This is a genomic window from Methylobacterium carpenticola, assembly GCF_042748905.1.
GTDB lineage: Bacteria > Pseudomonadota > Alphaproteobacteria > Rhizobiales > Beijerinckiaceae > Methylobacterium > Methylobacterium carpenticola.
Window position 1 is genome coordinate 2,026,871 of the sequence record NZ_JBHZEO010000001.1, and the last position, 24,352, is coordinate 2,051,222.

Below are 24,352 nucleotides of genomic sequence, written 5' to 3' on the forward strand. Positions count from 1 at the left end.
AACGATGCGCCTCAACGTCTCCGCCTGGGCGATCCGCAAGCCGATCCCCTCGGTCGTGCTGTTCCTGGTGCTCGGGCTCCTCGGGCTCGTGAGCTTCCGCAGCCTGCCGGTCACCCGCTTCCCCAACATCGACCTGCCGATCGTCTCGGTGTCGATCAACCAGCCGGGCGCGGCGCCCTCCGAACTCCAGACCCAGGTGACCAAGTGGGTCGAGGACGCGGTGGCGGGCGTGAAGGGCGTCAAGCACATCACCTCGGCGATCACCGAGGGCAATTCGGCGACGACGGTGGAATTCCGCCTGGAGGTCAACACCGACCGGGCCGTGAACGACGTCAAGGACGCGATCGCCAAGATCCGCATGAACCTGCCGCGGACGATCGAGGAGCCGATCATCAACCGCGTCGAGATCGCGGGCCTGCCGATCATGGTCTACGGCGCCACGGCGCCCGCCATGACGCCCGAGGACCTGTCGTGGTTCGTGGACGACGTGGTGGCGCGCCAGATCCAGGGCCTGCGCGGGGTCGGCGGCGTGGAGCGGCTCGGCGGCGTCGCCCGCGAGGTGCGCGTCACCCTCAAGCCCGACCGGCTGCTCTCGCTCGGCATCACCGCCGCCGACGTGAACCGCCAGCTGCGCCTTACCAGCGCCGACATGGCAGGCGGACGGGCCGAACTCGGCGGCCAGGAGCAGTCGATCCGCACGCTCGCCGCCTCGGCGAATCTCGACACGCTCGCCGCGACCTCGATCGTGCTGCCGGGCGGGCGCAAGGTGCGCCTCGACGACCTCGCGACCCTGAGCGACGGGGCCGAGGAGCCGCGCACCTTCGCGCGGCTGAACGGCGAGCCGGTGGTCGCCTTCGCGATCTCCCGCGCCAGCGGCGCCAGCGACGCCTCGGTGGCGGAGGTGGTGGCCAGGAAGATCGACGAGCTGCGCACAGCCTATCCGAACGTGCGCTTCGACCTCATCGACACCTCGGTCACCAACACGATCGGCAACTACGAATCGGCCATGCACGGCCTGATGGAGGGTGCCGCCCTCGCGGTGCTGGTGGTGTTCCTGTTCCTGCGCGACTGGCGCGCGACGCTCATCGCCGCGGTGGCCCTGCCGCTCTCGGTGCTGCCGACCTTCTGGGCGATGAGCGCCATGGGCTTCTCGCTCAACGCCGTGAGCCTGCTCGCCATTACCCTCGTCACCGGCATCCTGGTGGACGACGCGATCGTGGAGATCGAGAACATCGTCCGCCACATCCGGCTCGGCAAGTCGCCCTACCGGGCGGCGATCGAGGGCGCCGACGAGATCGGCCTCGCGGTGATCGCCATCACCGCGACCCTGGTGGCGATCTTCGCGCCGGTCTCGTTCATGGGCGGCATCGCCGGCCAGTACTTCAAGCAGTTCGGCCTCACCATCGCGGCGGCGGTGTTCATGTCGCTGCTGGTGGCGCGCCTGATCACGCCGATGATGGCGGCCTACTTCATGCGCGACCACGGCCACGCGGAGGAGACGCCCGGCCCGGTGCTGCGCACCTATACCCGCGTGGTGGCGTGGTCGGTGCGGCACAAGTACATCACGCTGGTGGTGGGCCTCGCCCTCTTCGCCGGCTCCCTGATGTCGACCCGCCTCCTGCCGGCCGGCTTCCTGCCCAAGGAGGACGCGGCCCGCACGCTCGTGGTGCTGGAACTGCCGCCCGGGGCCAAGCTCGACGACACCATCGCGGTCTCGGACCGCGTCGCGGACAAGATCCGCTCCCTGCCCGAGGTGCGCTCGGTCTTCGTCGATGGCGGGCGCCAGCTGCCGGGCAAGAAGGAGATCCGGCTCGCCACGCTCACCGTCAATCTCACCCCCAAGAACGCCCGCGCGCGCAAGCAGGCGGATGTCGAGGCGGCGATCATGGCGCTGCTGCGCGAGGAGCCCGACATCCGCTACTGGTCCCTGCGCGACGGCGGCCAGCGCGACTTCGCCCTCATCGTCGCCGGCCCCGACATCGCGGTGGTGAAGGACGTGGCCGAGCGAATGCAGCGCGAGGTCGCCCAGGTCCCCAACCTCGTCAACGTGATGTCGACGGCGCCCCTCGACCGCACCGAGGTGCGCATCCGCCCGAAACCCGCGGTCGCCGCCGATCTCGGCGTCTCGACCGACACCATCGCCGAGACGGTGCGGGTCGGCACGATCGGCGACATCGGCGCCAACCTCGCCAAGTTCAACGCCGTCGACCGGCAGATCCCGATCCGGGTCCAGCTCCCGGTCGAGACCCGCGGCGACCTGGAGACGCTGGAGACCCTCAAGGTGCCGACGAAGAGCGGCGCCGCGGTGCCGCTGACGGCGGTGGCCGATATCAGCCTCGGCCGCGGCCCCACCGCCATCGACCGCTACGACCGGGCGGTGCGCGTGGCGCTGGAGGCCAATCTCCAGGGCTCGGACGCGCTGGCGGAGGCGATCAAGGCGGCGCTCGCGACGCCCGCCGCCCGGAACCTGCCGCCCGGGGTGGAGCTGCGCCAGACCGGCGACGCCGAGGTGATGGGCGAGGTCTTCGAGGGCTTCGCCATGGCGATGGGCGCCGGCCTGATGATGGTGCTCGGCGTGCTGATCCTGCTGTTCGGCTCCTTCCTGCAGCCGCTCACCATCCTGTTCTCGCTGCCGCTCTCCATCGGCGGGGCGATCCTCGGCCTCCTGATCTTCAACCGGCCGATCTCGATGCCGGTGGTGATCGGCATCCTGATGCTGCTCGGCGTGGTGACGAAGAACGCCATCATGCTGGTGGATTTCGCGGTCGAGGAGATGGCCCGCGGGGTCGACCGGGCCACCGCGATCATCGATGCGGGCCGCAAGCGCGCCCGGCCGATCGTGATGACGACGATCGCCATGGCGGCCGGCATGGTGCCCTCCGCGATGGCGCTCGGCATCGGCGGCGAGTTCCGCTCGCCGATGGCGATCGCGGTGATCTCGGGCCTGATCGTCTCGACGCTGCTCTCGCTGCTCTTCGTGCCGGCGATCTTCGTGCTGATGGACGACCTCTCGCGGCTGTTCGGCCGCCTGTTCGGGCGCTTCATCGGCCCCGTCGACGAGCCGGAGCCGCAGGCGCCGCCCGCCGCCTACCCGGCCCCGCCGCGGATCGCCGCGGAATAGGCAGGAAACTCAGGGCAGGAGCCTTGCCGCCGCGGCCTCGGCCACGAGGCCGATCGCGACGCCCGCCACCACGTCCGCGGGGTAATGCGCGCCCCGCGGCAGCTGCGCGAGGGCCACCGCGGCCGCGGCGAGGTCGGCGGCCGGCCGCAGGCCCGGGCGGGTCCGGCCGAGGGAGCGGGCCACCGCCACGCTGACCGCGGCGTGGCCGGAGGGAAAGGATTGCAGCGGGCCGTGGCGGATGCCGCCCGGCGCGAAGACGTAATCGCCCGTATCCATGAATTCGTTCGGCCGCGTGCGCCGGACGAGGCGCTTGATCCCGGTCTTGATCCCGCTCGCCACCCCGTGAGCGACGAGCGCGTGGAGCCCGGCGCGACGGGCCCTCGGATCGCCCGTGGCGAGGCCGTAGGCCAGGATCCCGCCGCAGAGGGCGAGGAGCGCCTGCTGGCTGCCCGCCTCGCTCAGGGCGGCGATCCCCCGCACGGCCGGATGGTCCTTGGCGGCGGCGAGCCGCAGGGCGAGCGCGACGTCGGCGGCTTCGACGCGGGCGAGAGGATCGGCGCGGCGGAGGCGGCCGGGCGAAAGGTGGCGGTTCGGCATCCCCGACAACGCAGCGCCCGGCCAAGCGTCGCAAGCGATGGCCGGGAAATCCGCGCTGGAGCGGTGGAGGCTCCGCCGCCGGAACCGTTCCGCCACCCTCGCCGTTCTCAAATCCTCGAATCCACCGACGATCGGAGGAGATCATGGACAAGGATCGGATCGAAGGCGCCGCCACCAACACGGGCGGGAAGATCAAGGAAGGCCTCGGAAACCTGACCGGCGACGAGAAGCTGCGCAGCGAAGGGCTGGCCGACCAGATCAAGGGCAAGATCCAGAACACCGTCGGCGCGGTCAAGGACGCCTTCAAGGGCCGCTGAGGCACCGATACCCCATGGCGGGCCGGTTTTCGGCCGGCCCGCTCAGGTGCTCGGGGTCGGCGCGATCAGCGTCTCGGTCGCGCCGGCGGGATCCATGCCGACGCGGCCCCAGCCCGGGAGCTTCAGGGCCGGGCGGCGCAGGTCGAGGCCGGCCACGGCACCGAGCAGGTTGATCTCGATCCCCTCGACGAGCCCGACGCTCAGCCCGGCATAGCCCCGCAGCGAGAGCTGGATGCCGGTGCGGCTCGGCGTCGGCGCGAGGATCCGCTCGGAGAAATCCTTCCCCAGGGCCGTGGGCGGCAGCGCCGCCTGCACCGCCGGCACGGCCCGCAGGAGATGGGCCACGAAGGTGTTCGAGTTCGGCCCCGGCCACGCGCTGTAGGTGCCCGCCGCCCGGTAGGGGTAGGTCGCGACGGCCGCCCGGATCTTCGGCACCGCGCGGGCCGCCTCCTCGCCGTCAAGGGCGAGCACCACCTGGGGCGGGTTGCCGAACCAGCGCCCGTCCGCCGGATAGGCATCCTGGCGCACCGGCAGGCCCCAGCCGACCACGTCGAAGCGCGTGTAGCGCGGGGCACCCGCCTCCTTGATCACGACCCAGGTGTGATGGGCGAAGATGCCCCGCCAGCGCCCGACCCGGGCCGCGTAGATGCGCACCACCGCCCCGGGCGCCGCGGCGGCGGGCGGGAGCAGGCGCGCGCTCGACCAATCCGCCGTCGCCCAGTCGGGCGCCTTGTCGTCGCGCGACCACCACCAGAGGGCATGGGCGGCGAGGGGGACGAGGAACAGCAGGAGGAGGGCGAGGATGGCGGAGAGGACGAGGCGCAGGCACGCCAGCAGGACCAGCATGCCCGGAAGATGGTTGAAGCTGCGGTGCAGTGCAACATGAGGCGGCATCAGGCCGCGATCGAACTGGACGGGCGCCTTCGCCGTTGTGGCGGCGACGATGCTGCGAAGGAGGCCCGCATGGCCGATACGAGACAACTGGTCGATGCCCTGGTGCGGTCCCGCCGGAGCGGGCCGGGCGGGCTGGTGGCGAGCGTGGCCCTCGGCGGCCTCGCCCTCATCGCCGGCCTCGGCTATCGTGCGCTGAACCGCCAGGAGGCGGAGGCTCCGCCGGCCGAGGCGGCCCGGCAGCCCTTCGAGGCGGGCGAGGTCAGCGATGACGAAGCGTCCCTGTTCCTGCGCGCGATGGTGGCGGCGACCCTGGCGGATGGCATGATCGACGCGCAGGAGCGGGCCCGGCTCGACGCCGCCCTCGCCGAGGCCGGCCTCGACGAGACGGGCCGGCGCGGGTTCGAGGACCTGCTGCGCGATCCCCCCGACATCGACGAGATCGCCGACCGGGTCTCGGACCCCGAGACGGCGGCCCGGGTCTACGCGGCGGCGCGCCTCGCCATCGATCCCGATACGGTTCAGGAGCGGGACTTCCTCAACCGCCTCGCCGCGGCGCTCGACGTCGAACCCGACGCGATCGCCCGGGTCGAGGCGGAGGTGGGAGCCTGACAGCCACCCATGCGTGAGCGCCGCCCACCCCTCCTCGAGATCCTGGCCCGGGCCGGCTACGGCGCCCGCGGCCTGACCTACTGCCTCGTCGGCGGCCTCGCTCTGCTCGCCGCCCTGGGCGGGGGCGGGCGGACCGGCGGCAGCCGCAGCGCCCTGATGGTGCTCCTCGACAAGCCCTTCGGCCGCCTGATGCTCGGCGTGGTGGCGGCCGGGCTCGCGGGCTTCGCCCTTTGGCGCTGGATCGAGGCGGCGACCGATGCCGACCGGCACGGACGTTCGGCGAAGGGCCTCGCGGTGCGGGCCGGGCACGGGATCAGCGGGTTCCTCTACGGCTCGCTCGCCCTCTCGGTGGCCCGCGCGGCCCTCGGGCAGGGCGGCGGCGGTCCGGAGGACGCGACCGCCCGGGACTGGACCGCGTGGCTCCTGCGGGAGCCCTTCGGGGCCGTGGCGGTGGGGCTCGCGGGCGCGGCGGTGATCGGGGCCGGCTGCGCCTTCCTGCTCAAGGGCTGGCGTGGGGATGTCACGCGCTCCCTCGCCCTGCCGGTGGATGCGCGCCACTGGGCGACGCTGGCGGGCCGGTTCGGCTACGCCGCGCGCGGGGTCGTGTTCTGGCTGATCGGCGGCTTCCTGGTCGTCGCGGCGGTGGAGAGCCGGTCGAGCGCCGTGACCGGCCTCGGCGGCGCCCTTCGCACGCTGCGAGACCAGCCCTACGGCCCGGTGCTCCTCGGCCTCACGGCGGCGGGGCTCGCCGCCTTCGGCGCCTTCGGCCTCGTCCAGGCCCGCTACCGCCGCATCGACCCGCCCGATCTCGAGGATCTCGCGCCCAAGCGCCGCCCCTGAGCGCGGGGCCCGCGGCTCAGCGCGGGTTCCGGGCCAGGAACTCGCCCATCCGCTCCAGTGCCCGCAGGATGTTCTCGGCGGAATTGGCGTAGGAGAGGCGCAGGTAGCCCTCGCCGTGGACCCCGAAATCCGGCCCGCCGATGGTGGCGACTCCCGCCTCCTCCAAGAGGGCGGAGGCCAGGGCCTTGGCCTTCCAGCCGGTCCGCGCGATGTTCGGGAAGGCGTAGAAGGCGCCCTTCGGCGTGATGCAAGAGACCCCCGGTAGCCGGTTCAGGCCCTCCACCACGAGGAGCCGGCGGCGGTCGAACTCCGCCATCATGGCGGTGACCGCATCCTGCGGGCCGTCGAGGGCGGCGATGCCCGCCCATTGCGTCGCCGCGTTGACGCAGGAGAAGGAGTTCACCGCGAGCTTGCGGGCCGCCTCGTAGAACGGCACCGGCCAGACCGACCAGCCGAGCCGCCAGCCGGTCATCGCGTAGGTCTTCGAGGCGCCGTCGAGGTAGATCAGCCGGTCGCGGATCTCCGGATAGGCGAGCAGCGTGTGGTGGCGCTCGCCGTCATAGGTCATGGTGCCGTAGATCTCGTCCGAGAGCACGGCGACGTCGGGATGCGCGCTCAGGCCGGCGACGAGCCGGTCGATCTCGGCCTTCGGGGTCACGCCGCCAGTGGGGTTGGCGGGCGAGTTGAGGATCACGAGCCGGGTGCGGGGCGTGATCAGCGCCAGGGTCTCCTCGGCCGAGAAGGCGAAGCCGTTCTCCTCCCGGATCGGGATCGGCACCGGGGTCGCGCCCGTGAACTCGATCATCGAGCGGTAGATCGGGAAGCCCGGATCCGGATAGAGGATCTCCGCCCCCGGCTCGCCGAACATCAGGATGGCGGCGAACATCGTGACCTTGCCGCCCGGCATGATCATGACGCTCTCGGGCGAGACCTCCACCGCGAGACGGCGGTGGAGGTCGCGAGCCACCGCCTCGCGCAGGGGCAGGATGCCGGTGGCGGGCGTGTAGCCGTGATGCCCGTCGCGCAGGGCCTGGACCGCCGCCTCCACCACGTGGGGCGGGGTCGGCATGTCGGGCTGGCCGATGCCGAGATTGATCACGTCCCGCCCGGCCTGCGCGAGCGCCGTGGCGCGCGCCAGGACCGCGAAGGCGTTCTCTTCGCCGATGCGCCCGAAGGCGGGGACGGGTTTCGGCATCGCCACGCGACCTCGACTAACCGTTCTCAACGGGAGCATTTTCCGACGAAGTGGATCCCGGTTCGTCGCGGAAAATGCGGCAAGATCAAAGACCGAGAGCGGCGTCCGCTGGCAACGTGATCGGGCGCTGCTCTGGCCGTTCCCAACTAGCCGTTCCCAACTAGCCGTTCTTGGCCGCGAGCCGGCTCACGCCGAAGGACAGGGCGCCGCCGATCACGATGAGCAGGATCCCGATCTTGACCGCGGCCCACAGCAGCGAGCGCTCGATGCCCTCGTCGGTCAGCATCAGCACGAGGCAGGCGAGCACGGGCAGCGACACCACGATGCCGATCGGCAGGAGGGGGTTGGTGGTCTTCTCGCTCATGAAATCCGGCCTCGACGGTGACAATGCGCCGGCGTCATAGCACCCCCTCGCGCGCGAGGGGACACCCCATGGGGCGAAATTCGTGCTCCTGCGACGACGCGCACGCGAGGCAGTCTGGAACCGCTCGTGTCTGTTGCCTTCCCGCATCGGGCGGGTCCAATGTCCGGCCGTCGCATAAGGAGGAACGCCGCATGGCCCCGACGCCCCGCCCCCGCATCGACCCGAGCCGTCTGCGGTCGCGGCTCTGGTTCGACAACCCCGACAATCCCGGCATGACCGCGCTCTACCTGGAGCGCTACCTGAACTACGGCCTCACCCTGACCGAACTGCAGGCGGGCAAGCCGCTGATCGGCATCGCGCAGACCGGCTCGGACCTGTCGCCCTGCAACCGTCACCACATGGACCTCGCCAAGCGGGTGCGCGACGGCATCACGGCGGCGGGCGGCGTCGCCTTCGAGTTCCCCTGCCACCCGATCCAGGAGACCGGCAAGCGCCCGACCGCGGCGCTCGACCGCAACCTCGCCTATCTGTCGCTGGTGGAGGTGCTCTACGGCTATCCCCTCGACGGCGTGGTGCTGCTGACCGGCTGCGACAAGACCATGCCGGCCTGCCTGATGGCGGCCGCCACCGTGAACATCCCGGCGATCTCGCTCAATGTCGGGCCGATGCTGAACGGCTGGAGCCGCGGCGAGCGCACCGGCTCGGGCACCATCGTCTGGAAGGCGCGCGAGCGCCACGCGGCGGGCGACATCGACTACCAGCAGTTCCTCGACATCGTGGCCTCCTCGGCCCCCTCGACGGGGCACTGCAACACGATGGGCACCGCCTCGACCATGAACGCCCTCGCCGAGGCCCTCGGCATGGCGCTGCCCGGCTCGGCGGCGATCCCCGCGCCCTACCGCGAGCGGGGGCAGGCCGCCTACGCCACCGGCCAGCGCATCGTCGACATGGTGTGGGAGGATCTGAAGCCCTCCGACATCCTCACCCGCGAGGCCTTCGAGAACGCCATCGTGGCCAACACCGCCATCGGCGGCTCGACCAACGCGCCGATCCACATCAACGCCATCGCCAAGCACATCGGCGTGCCGCTGACCTGCGACGACTGGGAGCGCGTCGGCTACGACATCCCGCTCCTGGTCAACATGCAGCCGGCCGGCGCCTATCTGGGCGAGGAATATTATCGCGCCGGCGGCCTGCCGGCGGTGCTCGCGGAGCTGATCGAGGCCGGCAAGATCCACGCGGACGCACTCACCTGCAACGGCCGCACCATCGGCGAGAACTGCCGCGAGGCGAAGACCTGGGACCGCGAGGTCATCAAGACCTACGCCGAACCCCTGCGCGAGCGGGCGGGCTTCCTCAACCTCAAGGGGACGCTGTTCGACTCGGCGATCATGAAGACGAGCGTGATCAGCCGCGAGTTCTACGACCGCTACCTGTCGAACCCGGACGACCCCTACGCCTTCGAGGGCCGGGTCGTGGTGTTCGACGGGCCGGAGGATTACCACCACCGGATCGACGATGCCTCCCTGGACATCGACGAGAACACCGTCCTGATCATGCGCGGGGCCGGGCCGATCGGCTATCCGGGCGCGGCCGAGGTGGTGAACATGCAGCCGCCGGGCGCGCTGATCCGCCGGGGCGTGCTCTCGCTGCCCTGCATCGGCGACGGGCGGCAATCGGGCACCTCGGGCACGCCCTCGATCCTCAACGCCTCGCCGGAGGCGGCGGCGGGCGGCGGCCTCGCGCTGCTGCAGAACGGCGACCGCATCCGCATCGACCTCAACAAGCGCCGGGCGGACATCCTGCTCTCGGAGGAGGAGCTGGCGCGGCGGCGCGAGGATCTGGCGGCCCGGGGCGGCTACCCGTTCCCGGCGAGCCAGACGCCCTGGCAGGCGATCCAGCGGGCGATGGTGGAGCAGCTCGCCGACGGCATGATCCTGCGGGGCGCCGACGCCTTCCAGAAGGTCGCCCAGACCATGGGCCCGCCGCGCGACAACCACTGAGGGCCGTAGCAAACAAGAAGCCCCCTCTCCCGTGCGGGAAAGGGGGCTTTTCTCGGTCGATCGGCCGTTCGGGGTGCCGAGACGCGTCAGGCCGCCCGGGCGAGGCTCTCGAACAGGCCGCGCCCGTCCGTCCCGCCGACCAGATCCTCGACGAAGTTCTCCGGGTGCGGCATCAGGCCGAGCACGTTGCGGGTCTCGGAATAGATGCCGGCGATGGAGTTCAGCGAGCCGTTGCGGTTCGCCTCGACGGTGAGGTTGCCGGCCGCGTCGCAGTAGCGGAAGGCGACCCGGCCCTCGCCCTCGATGCGGGCGATGGTCTCGGGATCGGCGTAGTAGTTGCCCTCGCCATGCGCCACGCAGACGTCGATGACCTGCTTCTCGGCATAGGCGCGGGTGAAGGCGGTGTCCGTGCGCTCCACCCGCAGCGTCTGCCGGTGGCAGATGAAGCGGCGGTTCACGTTGCGCATCAGCACGCCCGGCAGCAGCCCCGACTCGCACAGGATCTGGAAACCGTTGCAGATGCCGAGCACGAGACCGCCCCGGGCCGCATGGGCCCGCACCGCGTCCATGGCGTTGGCGCGGCCCGCGATGGCGCCGCAGCGCAGGTAGTCGCCGTAGGAGAAGCCGCCCGGCAGCACCGCGAGGTCGGTGCCCGCGGGCAGCGCGGTGTCGGCGTGCCAGACCTTCGTCACCTCGGCGCCGGCGAGCCGCAGGGCCCGCATGACGTCCGCCTCGCGGTTCGAGCCCGGGAAGACGACGATCGCGGCCTTCATCGGGCGATCTCGACCCGGTAGTTCTCCACCACCGTGTTGGCAAGGAGCTTGTCGCAGGCGGCCTTCACCGCCGCCTCGGCGGCGGCGGGATCGCTGCCCTCCACCTCGACCTCGAAGAACTTGCCCTGGCGCACGCTCGCGATGCCGGCGATGCCGAGCGAGCGCAGCGCCCCCTCGATGGCCTTGCCCTGCGGGTCGAGGACGCCGGTCTTCAGGGTGACGGTGACGCGCGCTTTCATCGGCAGACCTTCGGCTGCGGGGCTCCAAGGCCCTCCGATAGTGCGGATCCGCCAGGGAGGCAACGGCCGGGCTGCCGGGGCTTGCCCTCGGGACCGGGCGAACCAAGTCGCCCGGGACCGCGGCCGGACGGAGGAGACGGGATGACGCGCACCGAGAAGCAGAAGATGCTGGCCGGCGACCTCTACTGCGCCGACGACCCGGAGCTGGCGGCCGATCTCGCCCGCACGGCCGAGTGGCTCGCCCGCTACAACAGGCCCGCCGCCCTGGCGCCCTCGGAGCGGCTCGCGATGCTGCGCGAGCATGTCGGCGCGGTGGCGGACGGGGTGGTGATCCGCCCGCCCTTCTTCTGCGACTACGGCTTCAACATCCGGCTCGGCCGCAACGTCTTCCTCAACTTCAACTGCGTCATCCTCGACGTGGTGGCGGTGGAGATCGGCGACCTGACGCAGATCGGGCCCGGGGTGCAGATCCTGGCGGCCGATCACCCGCGCGATCCGGAGCAGCGCCGCGCGCTGCTCGAGAACGGCCGGCCCGTGCGGATCGGCCGCAACTGCTGGATCGGCGCGGGAGCGCTGATCCTGCCGGGCGTCACGGTCGGGGACGATGCGATCATCGGCGCGGGCAGCGTCGTCACGCGGGACGTTCCGGCGGGCGCGACCGTGGTGGGCAATCCGGCCCGGCCGGTACGCGGTTCCGCCTGAGCGGCCGACGGAACGAGGCTCAGGGGCGTCTCATACGGTTTCCGGATGATCGCTTCGCGATGCGGAAACCGGCTTCGCTCAGGCGCCGCGCCACCAGATCACGCCCATGATCACCACGATGGCGATGAATTGCAGCAGCACGCGCAGGCGCATCAGGCGCTGCGAGAGGTTGGCGCTGCCGCCCCGCAGCATGTTGACGAGGCCGAAGAGCAGCACGACCGCGACGGCGAGACAGGCGATGAGGACGAGGGTGTCGGCAGACATGGGGGCGGCGATCCGGGAGAAAGGGCGCCTCTTCTAGATGGGAATCGGGAGCCCGGCGAGCGACCGGGCGGACCCGGTCAATTCCGCCGCAGCAGCCGCTCGAAGTAATCCAGCTCCTCGCGGGCGCGGTTGGGGTCGCCGAGCTTGCGGCGCAGTTCCTCCAGGATGCGCCGCGCGCGCTCGACGCCGGATTCCTCGGCGGTCGGCACCCGCACGCGCCCGTCCGAGTAATCGCGGCTGCGGGTGGGCCGGCCGAGGGGGTCGTTGTCGCGGGCGCCCTGGCGGCCCTGCTGGCCGGGCTGGCCGTTGCTCTGCTGGCCCTCGCCGGGCTGCTCGGCCTGGCCGTCCTGGCCCATCTGCTGCATCTGCTGGGCCATGCCCTGGGTGCCGCGCTGGAGCCCCTCCAGGGCGCGACCCTGCGCGTCGACCGCGCTGCCGTCCTGACCCTGGCCGATCGCCTGCTCGGCCTCGCGCATCGCCTGCTCGGCATCGGCGAGGCCCTGCTCGCCCTGCATCCCGAGATCCTTCATCCGGCGCTGCAGCTCCTCCAGGCGCTCCCGCAGGGCCTGCTGGCGCTCGCCGAGGCCCTGCTGGCCCTGGCCCTGCTGCCCCTTCTGGCCTTGCTGGCCCTGCTCGCCTTCGCCGGGCTGCTGGCCGGGCTGGCGCTGGCCCTGACGGTTCCGCTGGCCCTGCTGCGCGCGCGGCTCGCCCTGCTGCCCGGGCTGCGATGGCTGGCCGTTGCGGCCGAAGCGCCGCTCCTGGCCCTGCCGGAAGGTCTCGTCGCGCAGGCCCTGCTGCTCGCGGGCCATGTTCTCCAGCTCCTGCATCGAGCGGTTCATCTCGCGCGTGGCCGGGTCGGACATCCGCGAGCCGGGCTGGGCCATCTGCAGGTTCTCCAGGATGCCCCGGAGCTGGTCGAGCAGGCGCTGGGCCTCCGCCACGTCGCCGCGCTTCATCGCCTCCTGCATCTGCTGGAGCATGCGGTCGAGGTCGTCGGGCGTCACGGTCCGGTCGGCCTGCTGCTGGCGCGGCTCGCCGGATTGCGGGTTCTGCTGCTGGCGCTGGGCGAATTCCTTCAGGAACCGGTCCATCGCCTGGCGCAGGTCCTCGGTGAGCTTCTTGATCTCCTCCTCGGAGGCGCCGCGGTCGAGGGCGTCCTTCAGGCGGTCCTGGGCGGCGCGCAGGGCCTTCTCGGCATCCGTGAGGTCGCCCTCCTCGATCTGGAGGGCCATGGCCCAGAGGAGATCCGCCACCGCGACGAGGTCCTCGTCGGTGCGGGCGGCGGCGAGGCGCCGGGAGGCCTCCCTCAGGCCGAGGAAGACGCCCCATTGCGGCGTGAAGCGCTCGGGCGCGATGAGGAGCGCGTCGAGGGAGGTCTGCACCCGGGCCCGCCCGCCATCGGGCTCGAGGACGAGGCGGCGGCGCTCCTCCGCCAGGGCCCGCGCCAGGGGCTGCGTGAACACCCGGCCCGGCAGCGTGACCGCCATCGGGGGGCTGCGGCCCTCCTGGCCGGCCTCGTCCCGGGCCACCAGGGTCATGCTCACCCGGGCGCCCGCCCAGGGATTGTCGGTGAGGTCGATGAGCGTGCGGGTGTCGCCGCCGCCCTGCGCCTCCGCCGGCAGACTGAGCGCGAGGCGCGGCGGCGACACCAGGGTGCGGCCGCGCGTCTGGGGCTCCACCTGCGCCTCCGCCGAGGCGATGCCGTAATCGTCCTTGGCCCGGTAGGCGATGGTGAAGGTGCCGCGCCCGTTCGCCTCGGGCGGTCCCGCGAAGGCGATCTCCGGCGGCTTGTCCGGAATGGTCTCGACGGTGAGGCGGTGGCCGCGGGAGAGCCCGGTCTGCACCGACAGGTCGGCCGGCCCGCCCGTGAGGGTGAAGCGCTCCTCGCGCAGCTGCTCCGGCCGGGGCGCGTTCGCCGGGGCGACGGGCTTGAGCCCGCTGCCGGGGGTCACCGTCGCCTCGGCGGCGCCCGCGATGCGGATCACCAGGGTGGAGTTCACCGGCGCGCGCAGGTGCTGGTCGGCCTCGCCGATGGCGACGATCAGCGGCGGCATGCGGGTGTAGAGCGGCGGGTCGATCCAGCCGTCGATCCGGAAGGCCGGACCCGGCAGCGGCGGCCCGCGCCAGTCGAAGGCGGCCCTGATGCGCTCGCCGGCCTCCGGCCCCGCCACGAAGGCCCCCGCCACCGCGGCGAGGAGGACGCCGGCCCGCAGGGCATAGGGGTCGCGCCGGACCATGCCGGGCTTCGGCGCCGAGACCCTGAGGCGGCCGAGGGCCTGCGCGGCGCGGCGGCGGTGCAGCTCCCAGAGCGCCTGCGTCGCCGGATCCTGGGTGCCGATGGCGAGCGTGTCCTCGAGGGCGCGGGCCGGCCCGTGGCGCAGGCCCGCATCCCGGTCGATGCGCGCCAGCGCCTGCGGGCGGGTGAGAGGCCGCAGGCGCAGGAGCGGGAACAGGGCAGCGAGGAGGGCAACGGCGAACAGGGCGAGGCCGGCCATGCGCCAGGTCGGCGGCGCATCGAGCCAGAGGCCGAACCACGACGCGGCGAGGAAGACGAGGGCGACGGCGAGCCCGCGCCACAGGATCGGCCACGCCCGCTCCCAGGCGGTGACGCGCCCGGCCCGGACGACGAGCCGGTCGAGGCCCGCGCGCAGGTCGCGCGGATCGGTCGCGGTCCGCTCAGAGGGGCGTCCGGCGCGCTCCGGCTCGGGATCGGTCATCCGCTGCTCCCGCTCGCTCGCGCCGGGGCTCATCCGCCGGGCGAAGGCGGGAGGCTAGCAACGGAGGCTGCGGAGGGCCAGCGGGTCAAATCCGCTCAGGCGGCCGGGTCGGCTCGCGCGGGGGCGAGCCCTCCCGCAGGCTCTGCCGGACGGCCGCGAGGAGCGCCTGATGCTCCTCGGCGAGGCGGCGCGCCCGCGCGACGGCGGCCTCGGCGCGGGCGGTGAGGGGGCGGTGTTCGGACATGACGGGCCTCGTGAAGACCCGCGGAATATCGCCGCCCCCCGTGGCGGTCGCGTTTCGCGGATCCGTCGCATTTGAGCGACCGGATCGATTGCAGGGTGATGTCATACGGTGTCCGGCTGATCGCTCGGCGATGGCCGAGGCCATCGCCGAGCGATGCGGAAACCGGCTCCGCTCAGGCGGCGCGCAGGCTCATGATCCGATATCCGGACGCGATCGTCCGGAAACCGGATCAGGCGCGCAGCCAGTCGGGTACCCGGTCGAGACCAATCAGCTCCTCGTAGGTCTGGCGCGGGCGCACCACGGCCCGCTCGGATCCGCGCACCAGCACCTCCGGCACGAGGCGGCGGGTGTTGTAGGTGCCCGCCTGCACGGCGCCGTAGGCCCCCGCCGTCATCACCGCCAGCAGATCCCCGGGCGCGACCGCATTCATCTCGCGGCCGAGCGCGAGATAGTCCCCGCTCTCGCAGACCGGGCCGACCACGTCGGCGGTCAGGCGCGGCGCCTCCGGGTCCGGCTCGGCCACCGGGCGTATGGCGTGATAGGCCTCGTAGAGCGTCGGCCGGATCAGGTCGTTCATCGCCGCGTCGACGATCACGAAGATGCGGCCCTCGCCCTGCTTCACGTAGACGACGCGGGTGACGAGGATGCCCGCATTGCCCGCGATCATCCGGCCGATCTCGAAGACCGGCCGCAGGCCGAGCGGCTTGAAGTGGGGGCGCAGCACCGCGGCGAGAGCCGCGGGGTCCGGCGGGGGCGCGTTGTCGTCCCGGTAGGGAATGCCGAGACCGCCGCCGAAATCGATGTGGTGGAGCCGGTGCCCCGCCGCCATCAGGTCGCGGGCGAGTTCGGCGAGGAGCGCCGCCGCGTTGTCGAAGGGCGCCAGATCGGTGATCTGGCTGCCGATATGCATGTCGACCCCGGTCAGCGCGAGCCCCGGCAGGGCGGCGGCCCGGGCATAGACCTCCCGGGCGCGGGAGATCGGGATGCCGAACTTGTTCTCCGACTTGCCCGTGGAGATCTTCGCGTGGGTGCGCGCGTCGACGTCGGGGTTCACCCGGATCGAGACCGGCGCGGACAGGCCGAGCCCCTGCGCCACCTCCGAGAGGGCGACGAGCTCCGGCTCGCTCTCGACGTTGAAGCAGAGGATTCCGGCCTTGAGGGCGGCCGCCATCTCCTCCCGGGTCTTGGCGACGCCCGAGAACACGATGCGCTCGCCCGGCACGCCCGCGGCGAGCACCCGGCGCAGCTCGCCCTCCGACACGATGTCCATGCCCGCGCCGAGCGCGGCGAGCGTGGCGAGCACGGCCTGGTTCGCGTTCGCCTTCACGGCGTAGCAGACCAGGGCGTCGTCGCCCGCGAAGGCCTCGGCGAAGACCCGGTAATGCCGCTCCAGGGTGGCGGAGGCGTAGCAGTAGAACGGCGTGCCGATCTCCGCGGCGAGATCCGCGAGATCGACCTCCTCCGCGTGGAGCGTGCCGTTCCGGTAGGTGAAGTGATGCATCGTGGTCTCGACCGCTGTGGTTCCGCCGCCTCGGACGATCGCGGGATGAGCTTCCGGGAAATCGGATGGCGCGGGATCCCCTCTCCGGTGCGGGCCGCGGCCGTCACGGATCGCCGGAGGAGACGCCCCCACCGCGACGCGTGCATCCGAGAACCCGCACGGGGAGAGGGCTTCCCCGCGCCGGGATCGTCACGCGGCGAGCCCTTAGCACGAAAGGCGTCCTCTCCGCGCGCCCGGGCGAGGTTCACAGCAGCGGATCGAGGGGAAAGGGCCCCGGGGGCACGGTGTAGCGCTTGCGGACGCTGGCCGAGGATTGGGTGGAAGGCAGGGCGACCCCGGGCGTGTCCGGCGTTTCGGGAAGGGCCGGATCGTCGCCATCGGCGCTGGGCTCGGTCGCCCGCGCGACCGCCGCCGGCTGGCCGGTGCGCGGCGCGGTGGGAGCGGCGCCCGTGGGCGCTTCGAGCGGCCCACGCCGGCCGCAGGCTCCGCAGAGCGCGATCAGGCCGAGGACGAGGAGGAGGCGGAACAGGGGCATTCGGGATCCGAAGCGTGGCCGCGGCACCATAACGGCGGAGCGGCGGCGAGGCGAGCCCGGTTTCCTTGGCGGCGGGGCCGCGCGGATCGGTCCGTAAACGTCGCTCGCCATCGCGGGGCCGAACGGTTAAGCTTTGTGTCGTCCGCGGGGCGGCTCGCCGCCGCACTGAGAGGGAGACCCGTGAGCCTCTCGACGGTGCGCCTGCACCAACTCCTTGTCGCCGCTGCCTTCCTGGTTCCGTGCGTGGTTCTCGTCGGGGCCGCGTGGTGGAACCGGGCCGAGGTGTTGCGGGAGGCGGACGGGGCGATCCAGCGGACCGCCGCGGTGATGCACGAGCACGCCTCCAAGGTGTTCGACACCGCCGAACTCGCCATGGACCGGGTGGACGATTACGTCTTCGACCGCTCCTGGACGCAGATCGGCGCGCCCGCGACCAGCGCCTTCCTGTCGACCCTCAAGGCCCCGCTCGCCCAGGCGGTGGCGGTCTGGGTGGTGGATCCGCAGGGCGTGGTGCGGGCGAGCAGCCGCGAGGGCGATCTCGGCACCGGCGTGGCGCACCGCGACATCTTCGCCGTGCACCGGGCGCGCGACATCGGCATCTATGTCGGGCCCTCCGTGCGCGAGGGGGACCAGCAGACCTTCGCGGTGAGCCGGCGCCGCTCCACCGAGGACGGCCGCTTCGACGGCGTCATCGTGATCGCCCTCGGCACCAGCTATTTCGCCCGTTTCTACGCGGAGGTGGCGGCCCCCGTCGCCCACGAGGCGCTGCTGCTGCGCGCCGACGGGGTGGTGCTGGTGCGCGAGCCCGAGGGTCTCGGCGCCGAGCCCCGCCTGCCCGCCGCCGATCCGCTGATGCGCGCCATCCATGCGCGGCCGCAGGCGGGCTTCGCCACCGTCGCGGCGCCCGGCCTGCCCGAGGAGCGCACCGCCTGGCGCCGGGTCGGCGACTATCCCGTGCAGGTCGCCTACGCGCTCCAGACCCGGGTGGCCGAGGAGCGCTGGCACGAGAACCTGCAGCTCTATGGCGCGGTGGCCGCGGTGTCGGCGCTGACCCTGGTGCTGATGGCGTGGCTCGCCCTGCGCCGCGCCCGCGCGGAGGAGGAGGCGCTGGCGAGCCTCACCCGCGAGACCGCCCAGCGCGCCGCTGCCGAGGAGCAGCTGCGTCAGTCGCAGAAGATGGAGGCGGTGGGCCAGCTCACCGGCGGCATCGCCCATGATTTCAACAACCTGCTCGCGGTGATCACCGGATCGCTGGAGGTGCTCCAGCGGCGGATCGCCCGGGGCGACACGGACGTGACGCGCTTCATCGATGGGGCCCTGGACGGGGCCGACCGCGCCGCGAAGCTCACCCACCGGCTCCTCGCCTTCGCCCGCCAGCAGCCCCTGGAGCCGCGCCCCACCGATCCGAACGACCTGATCACCGGCATGGTCGACCTGCTGCGGCGCACCCTGGGCGAGACGGTCACGGTGGAGACGCGCCTCGCGGTCGCGGCCCCGCCGATCTTCGTGGACCGGAACCAGCTCGAGAACGCGATCCTCAACCTCGCGGTGAATGCCCGCGACGCGATGCCGGGCGGCGGGCGCCTGACGCTGGAGACCGCCCGCGAGACGGCGGAGGGCGGACGCCCGGTCATCGCCGTCACGGTGCGCGACACCGGCACCGGCATGCCGCCCGAGGTGGTGGCCCGGGCCTTCGAGCCGTTCTTCACGACGAAGCCGCAGGGCCGCGGCACCGGCCTCGGCCTCAGCCAGGTCTACGGCTTCGTGACGCAGTCCGGCGGGACGGTGCGGATCGACAGCAAGCCGGGGCTCGGCACCGCGATCGTGCTGGTGCTGCCGGTCTATGATGGCGACGCGCCGGTCGAGACGAGCGGGCGCGGCCGTTTCGGCGGGCCGGCCCCTGAGCGCCGCGCCCGCACCGTGCTGGTGGTCGAGGACGACGCGATGGTGCGCCGCGCCAGCGCCGAGACCATCGGCGAACTCGGCTACCGGACGCTGACGGCGCCGGACGGGCAGGCGGCGCTCGCCTGCCTGGACAGCAACCGGGACGTCAGCGTGCTGTTCACCGACGTGGTGATGCCCGGGCTCGACGGGCCGACGCTCGCGGCCGAGGCCCGGCGGCGGCGCCCCGGGCTGAAGGTGGTGTTCGCGACCGGCCACGGCCGGGACGAGGAGCGGGACGGGCCGCTCCCGGGCCCCGACGAGACCGTCCTGCGCAAGCCGTTCTCGATCGAGGATCTGGCGGCGGCGCTGCAGGCGGTGTCCCGCGAGGAGGCCTCCGCCTGATCCGGCGGGAGCCGCTTGCGCCGGATCATACGGCTTCCGATTGATCGCTCGGCGATCGCCGCGCCATCGCTTTCGCGATGCGCAAACCGGCTTCGCTCAGGCGTGCGCGGAGCCTTGCTCCGCGCCGCGCGGGCGTCCGATACGGTTTCAGGAAGTGATCGTCCCGACGCCGTATCAGTTCCGGCTGCTCCTGTGGCTCTTCTTCTGGTTCTGGCCCTCTTCGTAAGCGTCGATCGCCAGTTTGCAGTTGGTCGAGATCTTCGACATGTTCTTCTCGAAGCAGCGATCGACCTCGGGGCTCTCGGGCGGGAGATTGCCGCAATACGTCAGATAATCGCCCGTGCAGTACTTCTTGAGGGTCGGGTCGTCGCGCTGCGCCGCGGCCGGGCCGGCGATCAGCGAGGCGCCGGCGAGCAGAAGAGCGAACGACGTCAGCTTGACCGTCATGGCGTTGAGCCTCGCAGCTTGTGAGGGAATGGCGCCGAGATGACCCGAAACGGACCATCTGGCAAGGGCGGGGGCCGAGGCCGGGGGCCGCCGGGTGCGCCGCGGCACCTCTCGGACGGCGTCCGGATTCATCCGGCGGAGCGGGCGGCGGAGAGGGGCGTGGCCGGGGGCAGGCGCGGCTCCGGCCGGGGGCCGGCGGGGCGCGCCTGGGCCATGAGCGCGTCCGCCACCTCGGCGATCCGCCGCTCGAGGAGGGCGTTCTCGGCCAGCAGCCGCTCGTTCGAGGGCCCCCGTGTCTCGGCCTCGGCGAGCGCCTGCCGCGCGCCCGCAAGCCCCTCCAGCGCCGCCGCATGGGCGGGCCGCAGCTCGGCGAGTTCCTGCTCGACGGCGGCGTGACGGGCGGTGAGGTCCGCGAGGGCATCCTCGAGCGCCTGGACCTGGGCGCGGGCGCCCGCGGCGACGCTCTCGCCGATGGCGGCGAGCCCCTCGCGGGCCTCGCGCGCCTGCTCCTCGGCGAGGCCGCGGGCGGTCTCGGCCTCGGTGAGGGCGCGGCGCGCCTCCTCCAGCGCGGTGCGCGTCGCGTCGAGGTCGCCGAGCGCCTGCTGGTGCGGGCCTTCGAGGGCGCGCAAGGCCTCCTCGGCGGCCGCGCGGGCGAGGCGCAGCTCGTCGCGCTCGGTCTCGGCGGCGGCGAGGCGGGCCCGGGTCCCGGCGAGGTCCCGCTCCAGCACGGCGAGGCGGGCCTCGCGCTGCTCCAGCTCGGTGGCGAGCGTCCCGATCCGCACCGCCCGCCGGCCGAGTTCCTCCATCTCATCCCGCCGCTCGGCCCGCGCCTCCTCGACCTTGCGTTCGAGCTGGCGCTGGAGCACGGCGAATTCGGCGCGCAGATGATCCTTCTCGGCGGTCAGCTCGGCGATGGACAGCGGGAACTGGGTCTCGAGCCGGCGCCGCGCCAGCCGCTCGGCGCGGGCGTTGAGGGCCGGGAGGACGAGCAACGCGCAGAGGCCCGCGCTGAGCACGCCCAGCGCGAAGATCATCACGGATTCGATCACGCGGGCAATACTCTCATCGGGGCGCTCGGGACGGGACCAGGACCGACGGACCCTGCCACGGGACCGGGGCCGGGGCCAAGAGGCTGGTGTCCGGGGCTGGTGTCCGGGGACCCGGCGGCCGGGCCCTCAGGGAAGCGCCGAGGTCAGAACGGGTTCCAAGTCGGCTCGTTCGTGAACTTGAGGTAGCCGATATTGATCCCGAAGCGGGCGCCGACGCCGGTGCGGATCGGCACCACCACGATGTTGTCGGCCGTCGCGGCCGACATGCCGACGCCGCCGACCACGTAGGCCGAGCCGTCCATGCCGACGAAGCGGCGATAGAGCCCGCGCACCGAGGGCAGGTTGTAGATGAGCATCATGGTGCGGGCACCGTCGCCGCCCACGTCGAAGCCGAGGGACGGCCCCTGCCAGTAGACGCGGCGCTGCCCGGCATTGCGGGTGTAGAGCGTGCCCTCGCCGAACCGCACGCCGCCGATCACGGCGCCCGAGGCTTCCTGCCCGAGGATGTAGCCGTTCGGCTCGCCCCAGCGCCGCGCCGCCTCCTGGACGGCCAGGGCCAGCCCGCGCGAGGTGGCGCCGAAGAAGCGGTGGCCCGAATCGATGATCTCCCGGGAATCGAAGGTCTCGGGGTTCGGGTCCTGGGCTCGGGCCCGGCCCGCCACCGGGAGCGCCCCCGCGCAGAGGAGGGCGCCCGCACGGAGCAGCGCCCGGCGCGTCGGACGACGCTCGGGATCCCGTCCGGAAGAAGCGAAGATCATCTGTTAGCTCCCCGGCGCTAAGCATCGTTCGCGCGATCCGCGGATGCGGGCGATGCTGAACCAACGGCTCCGGCTCCGTCGCGGCAGGGCGCGGATCGGGCCGGGTGCAGGACAGGATGGGCGGGATATGGGCAACAACGCGTTAACGCGGCGCGGCCTGCTGTCGCTGGGCCTCGCGCTCCCCCTCGCCGCCTCCGGCGAGGAGGCCGGCTCGCGCGCATTCCAGCCACCCCTCTACGCGGTCGATCCCCTCTCGGGCTTGGCCTTGCACGGCTACGATGCCGTGTCCTACGCCCTGGGCGAGCGGCCGCTGCCGGGCCGGGCCGACCATGAAAGCGTCTGGGCCGGCCTGACCTGGCGCTTCGCGGGCCCAGCCAACCGGGTGGCCTTCACCCGCGACCCGGAGGCCTATGCCCCGCGCCTCGGGGGCTTCGACCCGCTGGGGATCGCCGAGGGCCGCCTCGTCGATGCCGATCCGCTCGTGGCCCTGCACCGGGACGGCCGCCTCTATCTGTTCCGGAGCGAGGCACGCCGCGCCGCGGCCGACGCACCGCTGATCGCCGCCGCGGAGGCGCGCTGGCCCGCCCTCCGGCGGCACCTCGGCGGCTGATGTGAGGCGTCAGGCCGCCGGCAGCACCACGCGGCCCGCATAGGCCGGGTCGCCCAGTGCCGCGAAGGGCCCGTTGCGGTAGTGCCGGGCCGCGCGCCCGTAGCGGAACGGCCGCCCCTCGGGATCGACGACGCAGCCGCCGGCCTGGGTCAGGATGTGGTCGCCCGCCGCCGTGTCCCACTCCATCGTGGGGCCGCTGCGCACGTAGAGATCGGCGTCGCCCGCCGCGATGAGGCCGAACTTGAGCGCCGAGGAGGCCGGCCGCCGATGGCCGACCGGCAGCCCGGCGAGGCAGGCCTCGTCCGCCGGGTTCCCGTGCAGGCGGCTCACCAGGGCGGTCATGCCGTCGCGGGGCGTCGGCCGGACCGCGATCGCCACCGCCGGGCCGGGCCGGCCATCCACGATCGGCGCTTGGAACGCCCGCGCCCCGGCGCTCCAGACGCGGCCGAGGGCCGGAGCGGCGAGGGCCGCCGCGACGGGGCGCCCGCCCGCGATCAGCGCCACGTTGACGCTGTACTCGCCGCTGCCCCGCAGGAATTCCCGGGTGCCGTCGAGGGGATCGACGAGGAAGAACAGGGGCGCGCCGCCGCAGCTCCCGGCACTCTCCTCGGCGACGACCGGGATGGCGGGCCAGCGCGCCCGCAAGGCCGCCACGATGCTGTCCTCGGCCGCGACGTCGGCATCCGTCGTCGGCGACCCGTCCTCCTTGACGCGGTGGGAGCAGGGGCCGGTCTCGTAGCGGCGCAGGATCACGCCGGCCGCGCAGGCGATCTCGGCGAGGGCGGCGGCGACCGCGTCGCGCTCGGCGGCGTCCGGAACGCGGTCCTGGGTCAGCATCACGGGAGTCGGCATCGCGGGCATGGCGAAGTCTTGCCCCGGACTTCCGGGTTTGTCGATGCGGCGGGCGGGGGCCTCTCCGGAAGAGCCCGCCCGCAAGGGCCCGCCTGCAAGGGCCCGCCTGCAAGGGGCCGCCTGCAAGGGGCCGGGAAGGCCCGCGCTTTCCAAACCGCCGCGGTGCCGCTATCGCTGCCGCTCCAGAGCCGGCGATTCGCGCGTCGGATGCCGCCCGGACCGGGCCCCGGAGTCCCTCATGATCACCGTCACCCTCGACGCCCTCGACCTCTCCGCGCTGCTCTGCTCCCGGGTCTGCCACGACGTGATCAGTCCGGTGGGCGCCATCGTGAACGGCCTGGAGGTGCTGGAGGACGAGGACGACGCGGGGATGCGCGACTTCGCCATCGACCTCATCCGCAAGAGCGCCAAGCAGGCCTCCGCGCGGCTGCAATTCGCCCGCATCGCCTTCGGGGCGGCGGGCTCGGCCGGGGCGACCATCGACCTCGCGGATGCGGAGGGCGTGGCGCGCGGCCTGTTCGGCGACGAGAAGACCAAGCTCACCTGGAGCGCGCCCCGCGCCCTGTTCCCGAAGAACAAGGTGAAGCTGCTCCTGAACCTCGTGGTCATCGCCGTGACCACCATTCCGCGGGGCGGCGTCATCGACGTCGACGTCACGGGCGAGGCCGAGGCGCCGGTCTTCATCCTCACCTGCAAGGGCAGCCACGCGCGCATCCCAGCCCATGTCGAGGCGCTGATCGCGGGTGCCCCGGAGAGCGGCACCGTCGATGCGCACGGCGTCCAGCCCTACTATGCCGGCCTCGTGGCGCGCGCCGCGGGGATGGGTGTGTCCTTCGCGATCGACGGCGACACCGTGACGATCCGCGCCGAGGCCGTGCCGGCCTGAGTACCGTCCCGGGCTTGCGGCCCGCGCTCCGGGCCGTGAGCCTCGCATGCGGGGCGGGGAGACACCCGCGCCTCCTCCGGCGACGTGGGGATGCCGTAGCCGCAGCGGAGAACGGAAACCCGCGTTCCCTCAGCAAAACGCTCGCGGCGGCCCCATGAATCCACCAGCCTCTGCCGCGACGAGGGGCTTTCCGGCACCGATCAGCACGGGCCGGCCCTCGATGCGGCGTGAACTCTTGCCGCTGAGGAACGAGGCGGGGCGGTCCTCCGATGCCCCAGGAGCATCAGTGCAGGTGCGGCTCCTCGGTGGAACGACCTAGTCCATAACGGCTCAGCGCCCGCAAAGGGCGGCGTGCGGCCGCTGAGCCGGCCTCTCGGCGGCCGCAGGACTTCGCGCCACTCGGCGAGATCGGCCGCGGTCGCGGGAGATGACCTGACTGTCCTGCGATTCCGCCGGATTCCGCGAGTGCCGCCATCCGCGGAAACGGATCATCAACGCCCCGGTGTCAGTCTCGGTCAGCGCAGAGGTCCTGCGACGATCGACGAGTAG

General features: G+C 72.8%; 24 protein-coding genes. 9 read left to right on the forward strand and 15 right to left on the reverse strand.

All coding sequences use genetic code 11. The features are described from left to right. Positions 1 to 4: 4 nt before the first annotated feature. On the forward strand, positions 5 to 3,121 hold the full coding sequence (locus tag ACE101_RS09650; RefSeq protein WP_379128467.1) for an efflux RND transporter permease subunit: 3,117 nt from the start codon (positions 5 to 7) through the stop codon (positions 3,119 to 3,121). A 9-nt stretch (positions 3,122 to 3,130) separates the two neighbouring features. Here the strand turns inward: ACE101_RS09650 and ACE101_RS09655 are convergent, their stop codons facing one another. Next, entirely contained in the window at positions 3,131 to 3,718 is a 588-nt protein-coding gene (locus ACE101_RS09655; protein WP_379128470.1) for a phosphatase PAP2 family protein, read from the reverse strand. 143 nt (positions 3,719 to 3,861) lie between these two features. On the opposite strand from ACE101_RS09655, the gene ACE101_RS09660 reads away from it, so the two are divergent. Then, entirely contained in the window at positions 3,862 to 4,035 is a 174-nt protein-coding gene (locus ACE101_RS09660; protein WP_379128472.1) for a CsbD family protein, read from the forward strand. A 42-nt stretch (positions 4,036 to 4,077) separates the two neighbouring features. Here ACE101_RS09660 and ACE101_RS09665 read toward each other — a convergent pair whose 3' ends face one another. Next, on the reverse strand, positions 4,078 to 4,881 hold the full coding sequence (locus ACE101_RS09665; protein ID WP_379138574.1) for a DUF3750 domain-containing protein: 804 nt from the start codon (positions 4,879 to 4,881) through the stop codon (positions 4,078 to 4,080). Positions 4,882 to 4,998: 117 nt separating this feature from the next. On the opposite strand from ACE101_RS09665, the gene ACE101_RS09670 reads away from it, so the two are divergent. Further along, positions 4,999 to 5,538: a tellurite resistance TerB family protein gene (locus ACE101_RS09670; RefSeq protein WP_379128475.1), complete on the forward strand. Its 540-nt coding sequence runs from the start codon at positions 4,999 to 5,001 to the stop codon at positions 5,536 to 5,538. Positions 5,539 to 5,547: 9 nt separating this feature from the next. Further along, entirely contained in the window at positions 5,548 to 6,378 is an 831-nt protein-coding gene (locus ACE101_RS09675; RefSeq protein ID WP_379128478.1) for a DUF1206 domain-containing protein, read from the forward strand. Positions 6,379 to 6,394: 16 nt separating this feature from the next. Here ACE101_RS09675 and ACE101_RS09680 read toward each other — a convergent pair whose 3' ends face one another. Next, positions 6,395 to 7,573 (reverse strand): pyridoxal phosphate-dependent aminotransferase, encoded by a 1,179-nt coding sequence (locus ACE101_RS09680; protein WP_379128481.1) that lies wholly within the window; start codon positions 7,571 to 7,573, stop codon positions 6,395 to 6,397. A gap of 160 nt (positions 7,574 to 7,733) precedes the next feature. Next, positions 7,734 to 7,937 (reverse strand): hypothetical protein, encoded by a 204-nt coding sequence (locus ACE101_RS09685; protein WP_379128483.1) that lies wholly within the window; start codon positions 7,935 to 7,937, stop codon positions 7,734 to 7,736. Between the two features lie 191 nt (positions 7,938 to 8,128). On the opposite strand from ACE101_RS09685, the gene ACE101_RS09690 reads away from it, so the two are divergent. After that, positions 8,129 to 9,940, forward strand: a complete 1,812-nt coding sequence (locus tag ACE101_RS09690; RefSeq protein ID WP_379128486.1) for an IlvD/Edd family dehydratase — start codon at positions 8,129 to 8,131, stop codon at positions 9,938 to 9,940. An 86-nt stretch (positions 9,941 to 10,026) separates the two neighbouring features. On the opposite strand, the gene purQ is transcribed toward ACE101_RS09690, so the two are convergent. After that, complete coding sequence (gene purQ / locus ACE101_RS09695) at positions 10,027 to 10,713, reverse strand: phosphoribosylformylglycinamidine synthase subunit PurQ (RefSeq protein WP_379128489.1); 687 nt, start codon at positions 10,711 to 10,713, stop codon at positions 10,027 to 10,029. Beyond that, a complete protein-coding gene (purS, locus tag ACE101_RS09700) occupies positions 10,710 to 10,952 on the reverse strand; it encodes a phosphoribosylformylglycinamidine synthase subunit PurS (protein WP_379128491.1) in 243 nt (80 codons plus the stop codon). The genes purQ and purS overlap by 4 nt, the downstream gene beginning before the upstream one ends. 141 nt (positions 10,953 to 11,093) lie before the next feature. Here purS and ACE101_RS09705 point away from each other — a divergent pair, with 141 nt between their 5' ends. Further along, positions 11,094 to 11,654, forward strand: coding sequence for a sugar O-acetyltransferase (locus tag ACE101_RS09705; protein ID WP_379128494.1), 561 nt, complete (start codon positions 11,094 to 11,096; stop codon positions 11,652 to 11,654). A 78-nt stretch (positions 11,655 to 11,732) separates the two neighbouring features. Here ACE101_RS09705 and ACE101_RS09710 read toward each other — a convergent pair whose 3' ends face one another. From ACE101_RS09710 to ACE101_RS09730, 5 genes are all read right to left on the reverse strand, one after another. Next, positions 11,733 to 11,918 carry a twin transmembrane helix small protein gene (locus ACE101_RS09710; protein WP_379128497.1) on the reverse strand — a complete coding sequence of 62 codons (186 nt, stop codon included), beginning with the start codon at positions 11,916 to 11,918 and terminating at the stop codon, positions 11,733 to 11,735. A gap of 77 nt (positions 11,919 to 11,995) precedes the next feature. Next, complete coding sequence (locus tag ACE101_RS09715) at positions 11,996 to 14,635, reverse strand: TIGR02302 family protein (protein ID WP_379128500.1); 2,640 nt, start codon at positions 14,633 to 14,635, stop codon at positions 11,996 to 11,998. 85 nt (positions 14,636 to 14,720) lie between these two features. Further along, a complete protein-coding gene (locus ACE101_RS09720) occupies positions 14,721 to 14,879 on the reverse strand; it encodes a hypothetical protein (RefSeq protein WP_379128503.1) in 159 nt (52 codons plus the stop codon). A gap of 229 nt (positions 14,880 to 15,108) precedes the next feature. Further along, positions 15,109 to 16,380: a diaminopimelate decarboxylase gene (gene lysA / locus ACE101_RS09725; RefSeq protein WP_379128506.1), complete on the reverse strand. Its 1,272-nt coding sequence runs from the start codon at positions 16,378 to 16,380 to the stop codon at positions 15,109 to 15,111. A gap of 244 nt (positions 16,381 to 16,624) precedes the next feature. Next, entirely contained in the window at positions 16,625 to 16,915 is a 291-nt protein-coding gene (locus tag ACE101_RS09730; protein WP_379128508.1) for a hypothetical protein, read from the reverse strand. Positions 16,916 to 17,095: 180 nt separating this feature from the next. Between ACE101_RS09730 and ACE101_RS09735 the strand changes: the two genes are divergently transcribed. Then, the gene (locus ACE101_RS09735; protein ID WP_379128511.1) at positions 17,096 to 19,201 is read left to right on the forward strand and encodes an ATP-binding protein; all 2,106 of its coding nucleotides are present in this window, start codon (positions 17,096 to 17,098) and stop codon (positions 19,199 to 19,201) included. A 174-nt stretch (positions 19,202 to 19,375) separates the two neighbouring features. On the opposite strand, the gene ACE101_RS09740 is transcribed toward ACE101_RS09735, so the two are convergent. From ACE101_RS09740 to ACE101_RS09750, 3 genes are all read right to left on the reverse strand, one after another. Next, complete coding sequence (locus ACE101_RS09740; protein ID WP_379128514.1) at positions 19,376 to 19,648, reverse strand: 3',5'-cyclic-nucleotide phosphodiesterase; 273 nt, start codon at positions 19,646 to 19,648, stop codon at positions 19,376 to 19,378. 128 nt (positions 19,649 to 19,776) lie between these two features. Then, positions 19,777 to 20,697: a coiled-coil domain-containing protein gene (locus ACE101_RS09745; RefSeq protein WP_379128516.1), complete on the reverse strand. Its 921-nt coding sequence runs from the start codon at positions 20,695 to 20,697 to the stop codon at positions 19,777 to 19,779. Between the two features lie 143 nt (positions 20,698 to 20,840). After that, positions 20,841 to 21,455: a DUF1134 domain-containing protein gene (locus ACE101_RS09750; protein ID WP_379128518.1), complete on the reverse strand. Its 615-nt coding sequence runs from the start codon at positions 21,453 to 21,455 to the stop codon at positions 20,841 to 20,843. 127 nt (positions 21,456 to 21,582) lie between these two features. Between ACE101_RS09750 and ACE101_RS09755 the strand changes: the two genes are divergently transcribed. Further along, positions 21,583 to 22,065, forward strand: coding sequence for a YHS domain-containing (seleno)protein (locus ACE101_RS09755; protein ID WP_379128521.1), 483 nt, complete (start codon positions 21,583 to 21,585; stop codon positions 22,063 to 22,065). A 9-nt stretch (positions 22,066 to 22,074) separates the two neighbouring features. Here ACE101_RS09755 and ACE101_RS09760 read toward each other — a convergent pair whose 3' ends face one another. Then, positions 22,075 to 22,926, reverse strand: coding sequence for a 3'(2'),5'-bisphosphate nucleotidase CysQ family protein (locus ACE101_RS09760; RefSeq protein ID WP_379128523.1), 852 nt, complete (start codon positions 22,924 to 22,926; stop codon positions 22,075 to 22,077). A 229-nt stretch (positions 22,927 to 23,155) separates the two neighbouring features. On the opposite strand from ACE101_RS09760, the gene chpT reads away from it, so the two are divergent. Then, on the forward strand, positions 23,156 to 23,803 hold the full coding sequence (chpT, locus tag ACE101_RS09765; protein WP_379128526.1) for a histidine phosphotransferase ChpT: 648 nt from the start codon (positions 23,156 to 23,158) through the stop codon (positions 23,801 to 23,803). Positions 23,804 to 24,352: the final 549 nt, after the last annotated feature.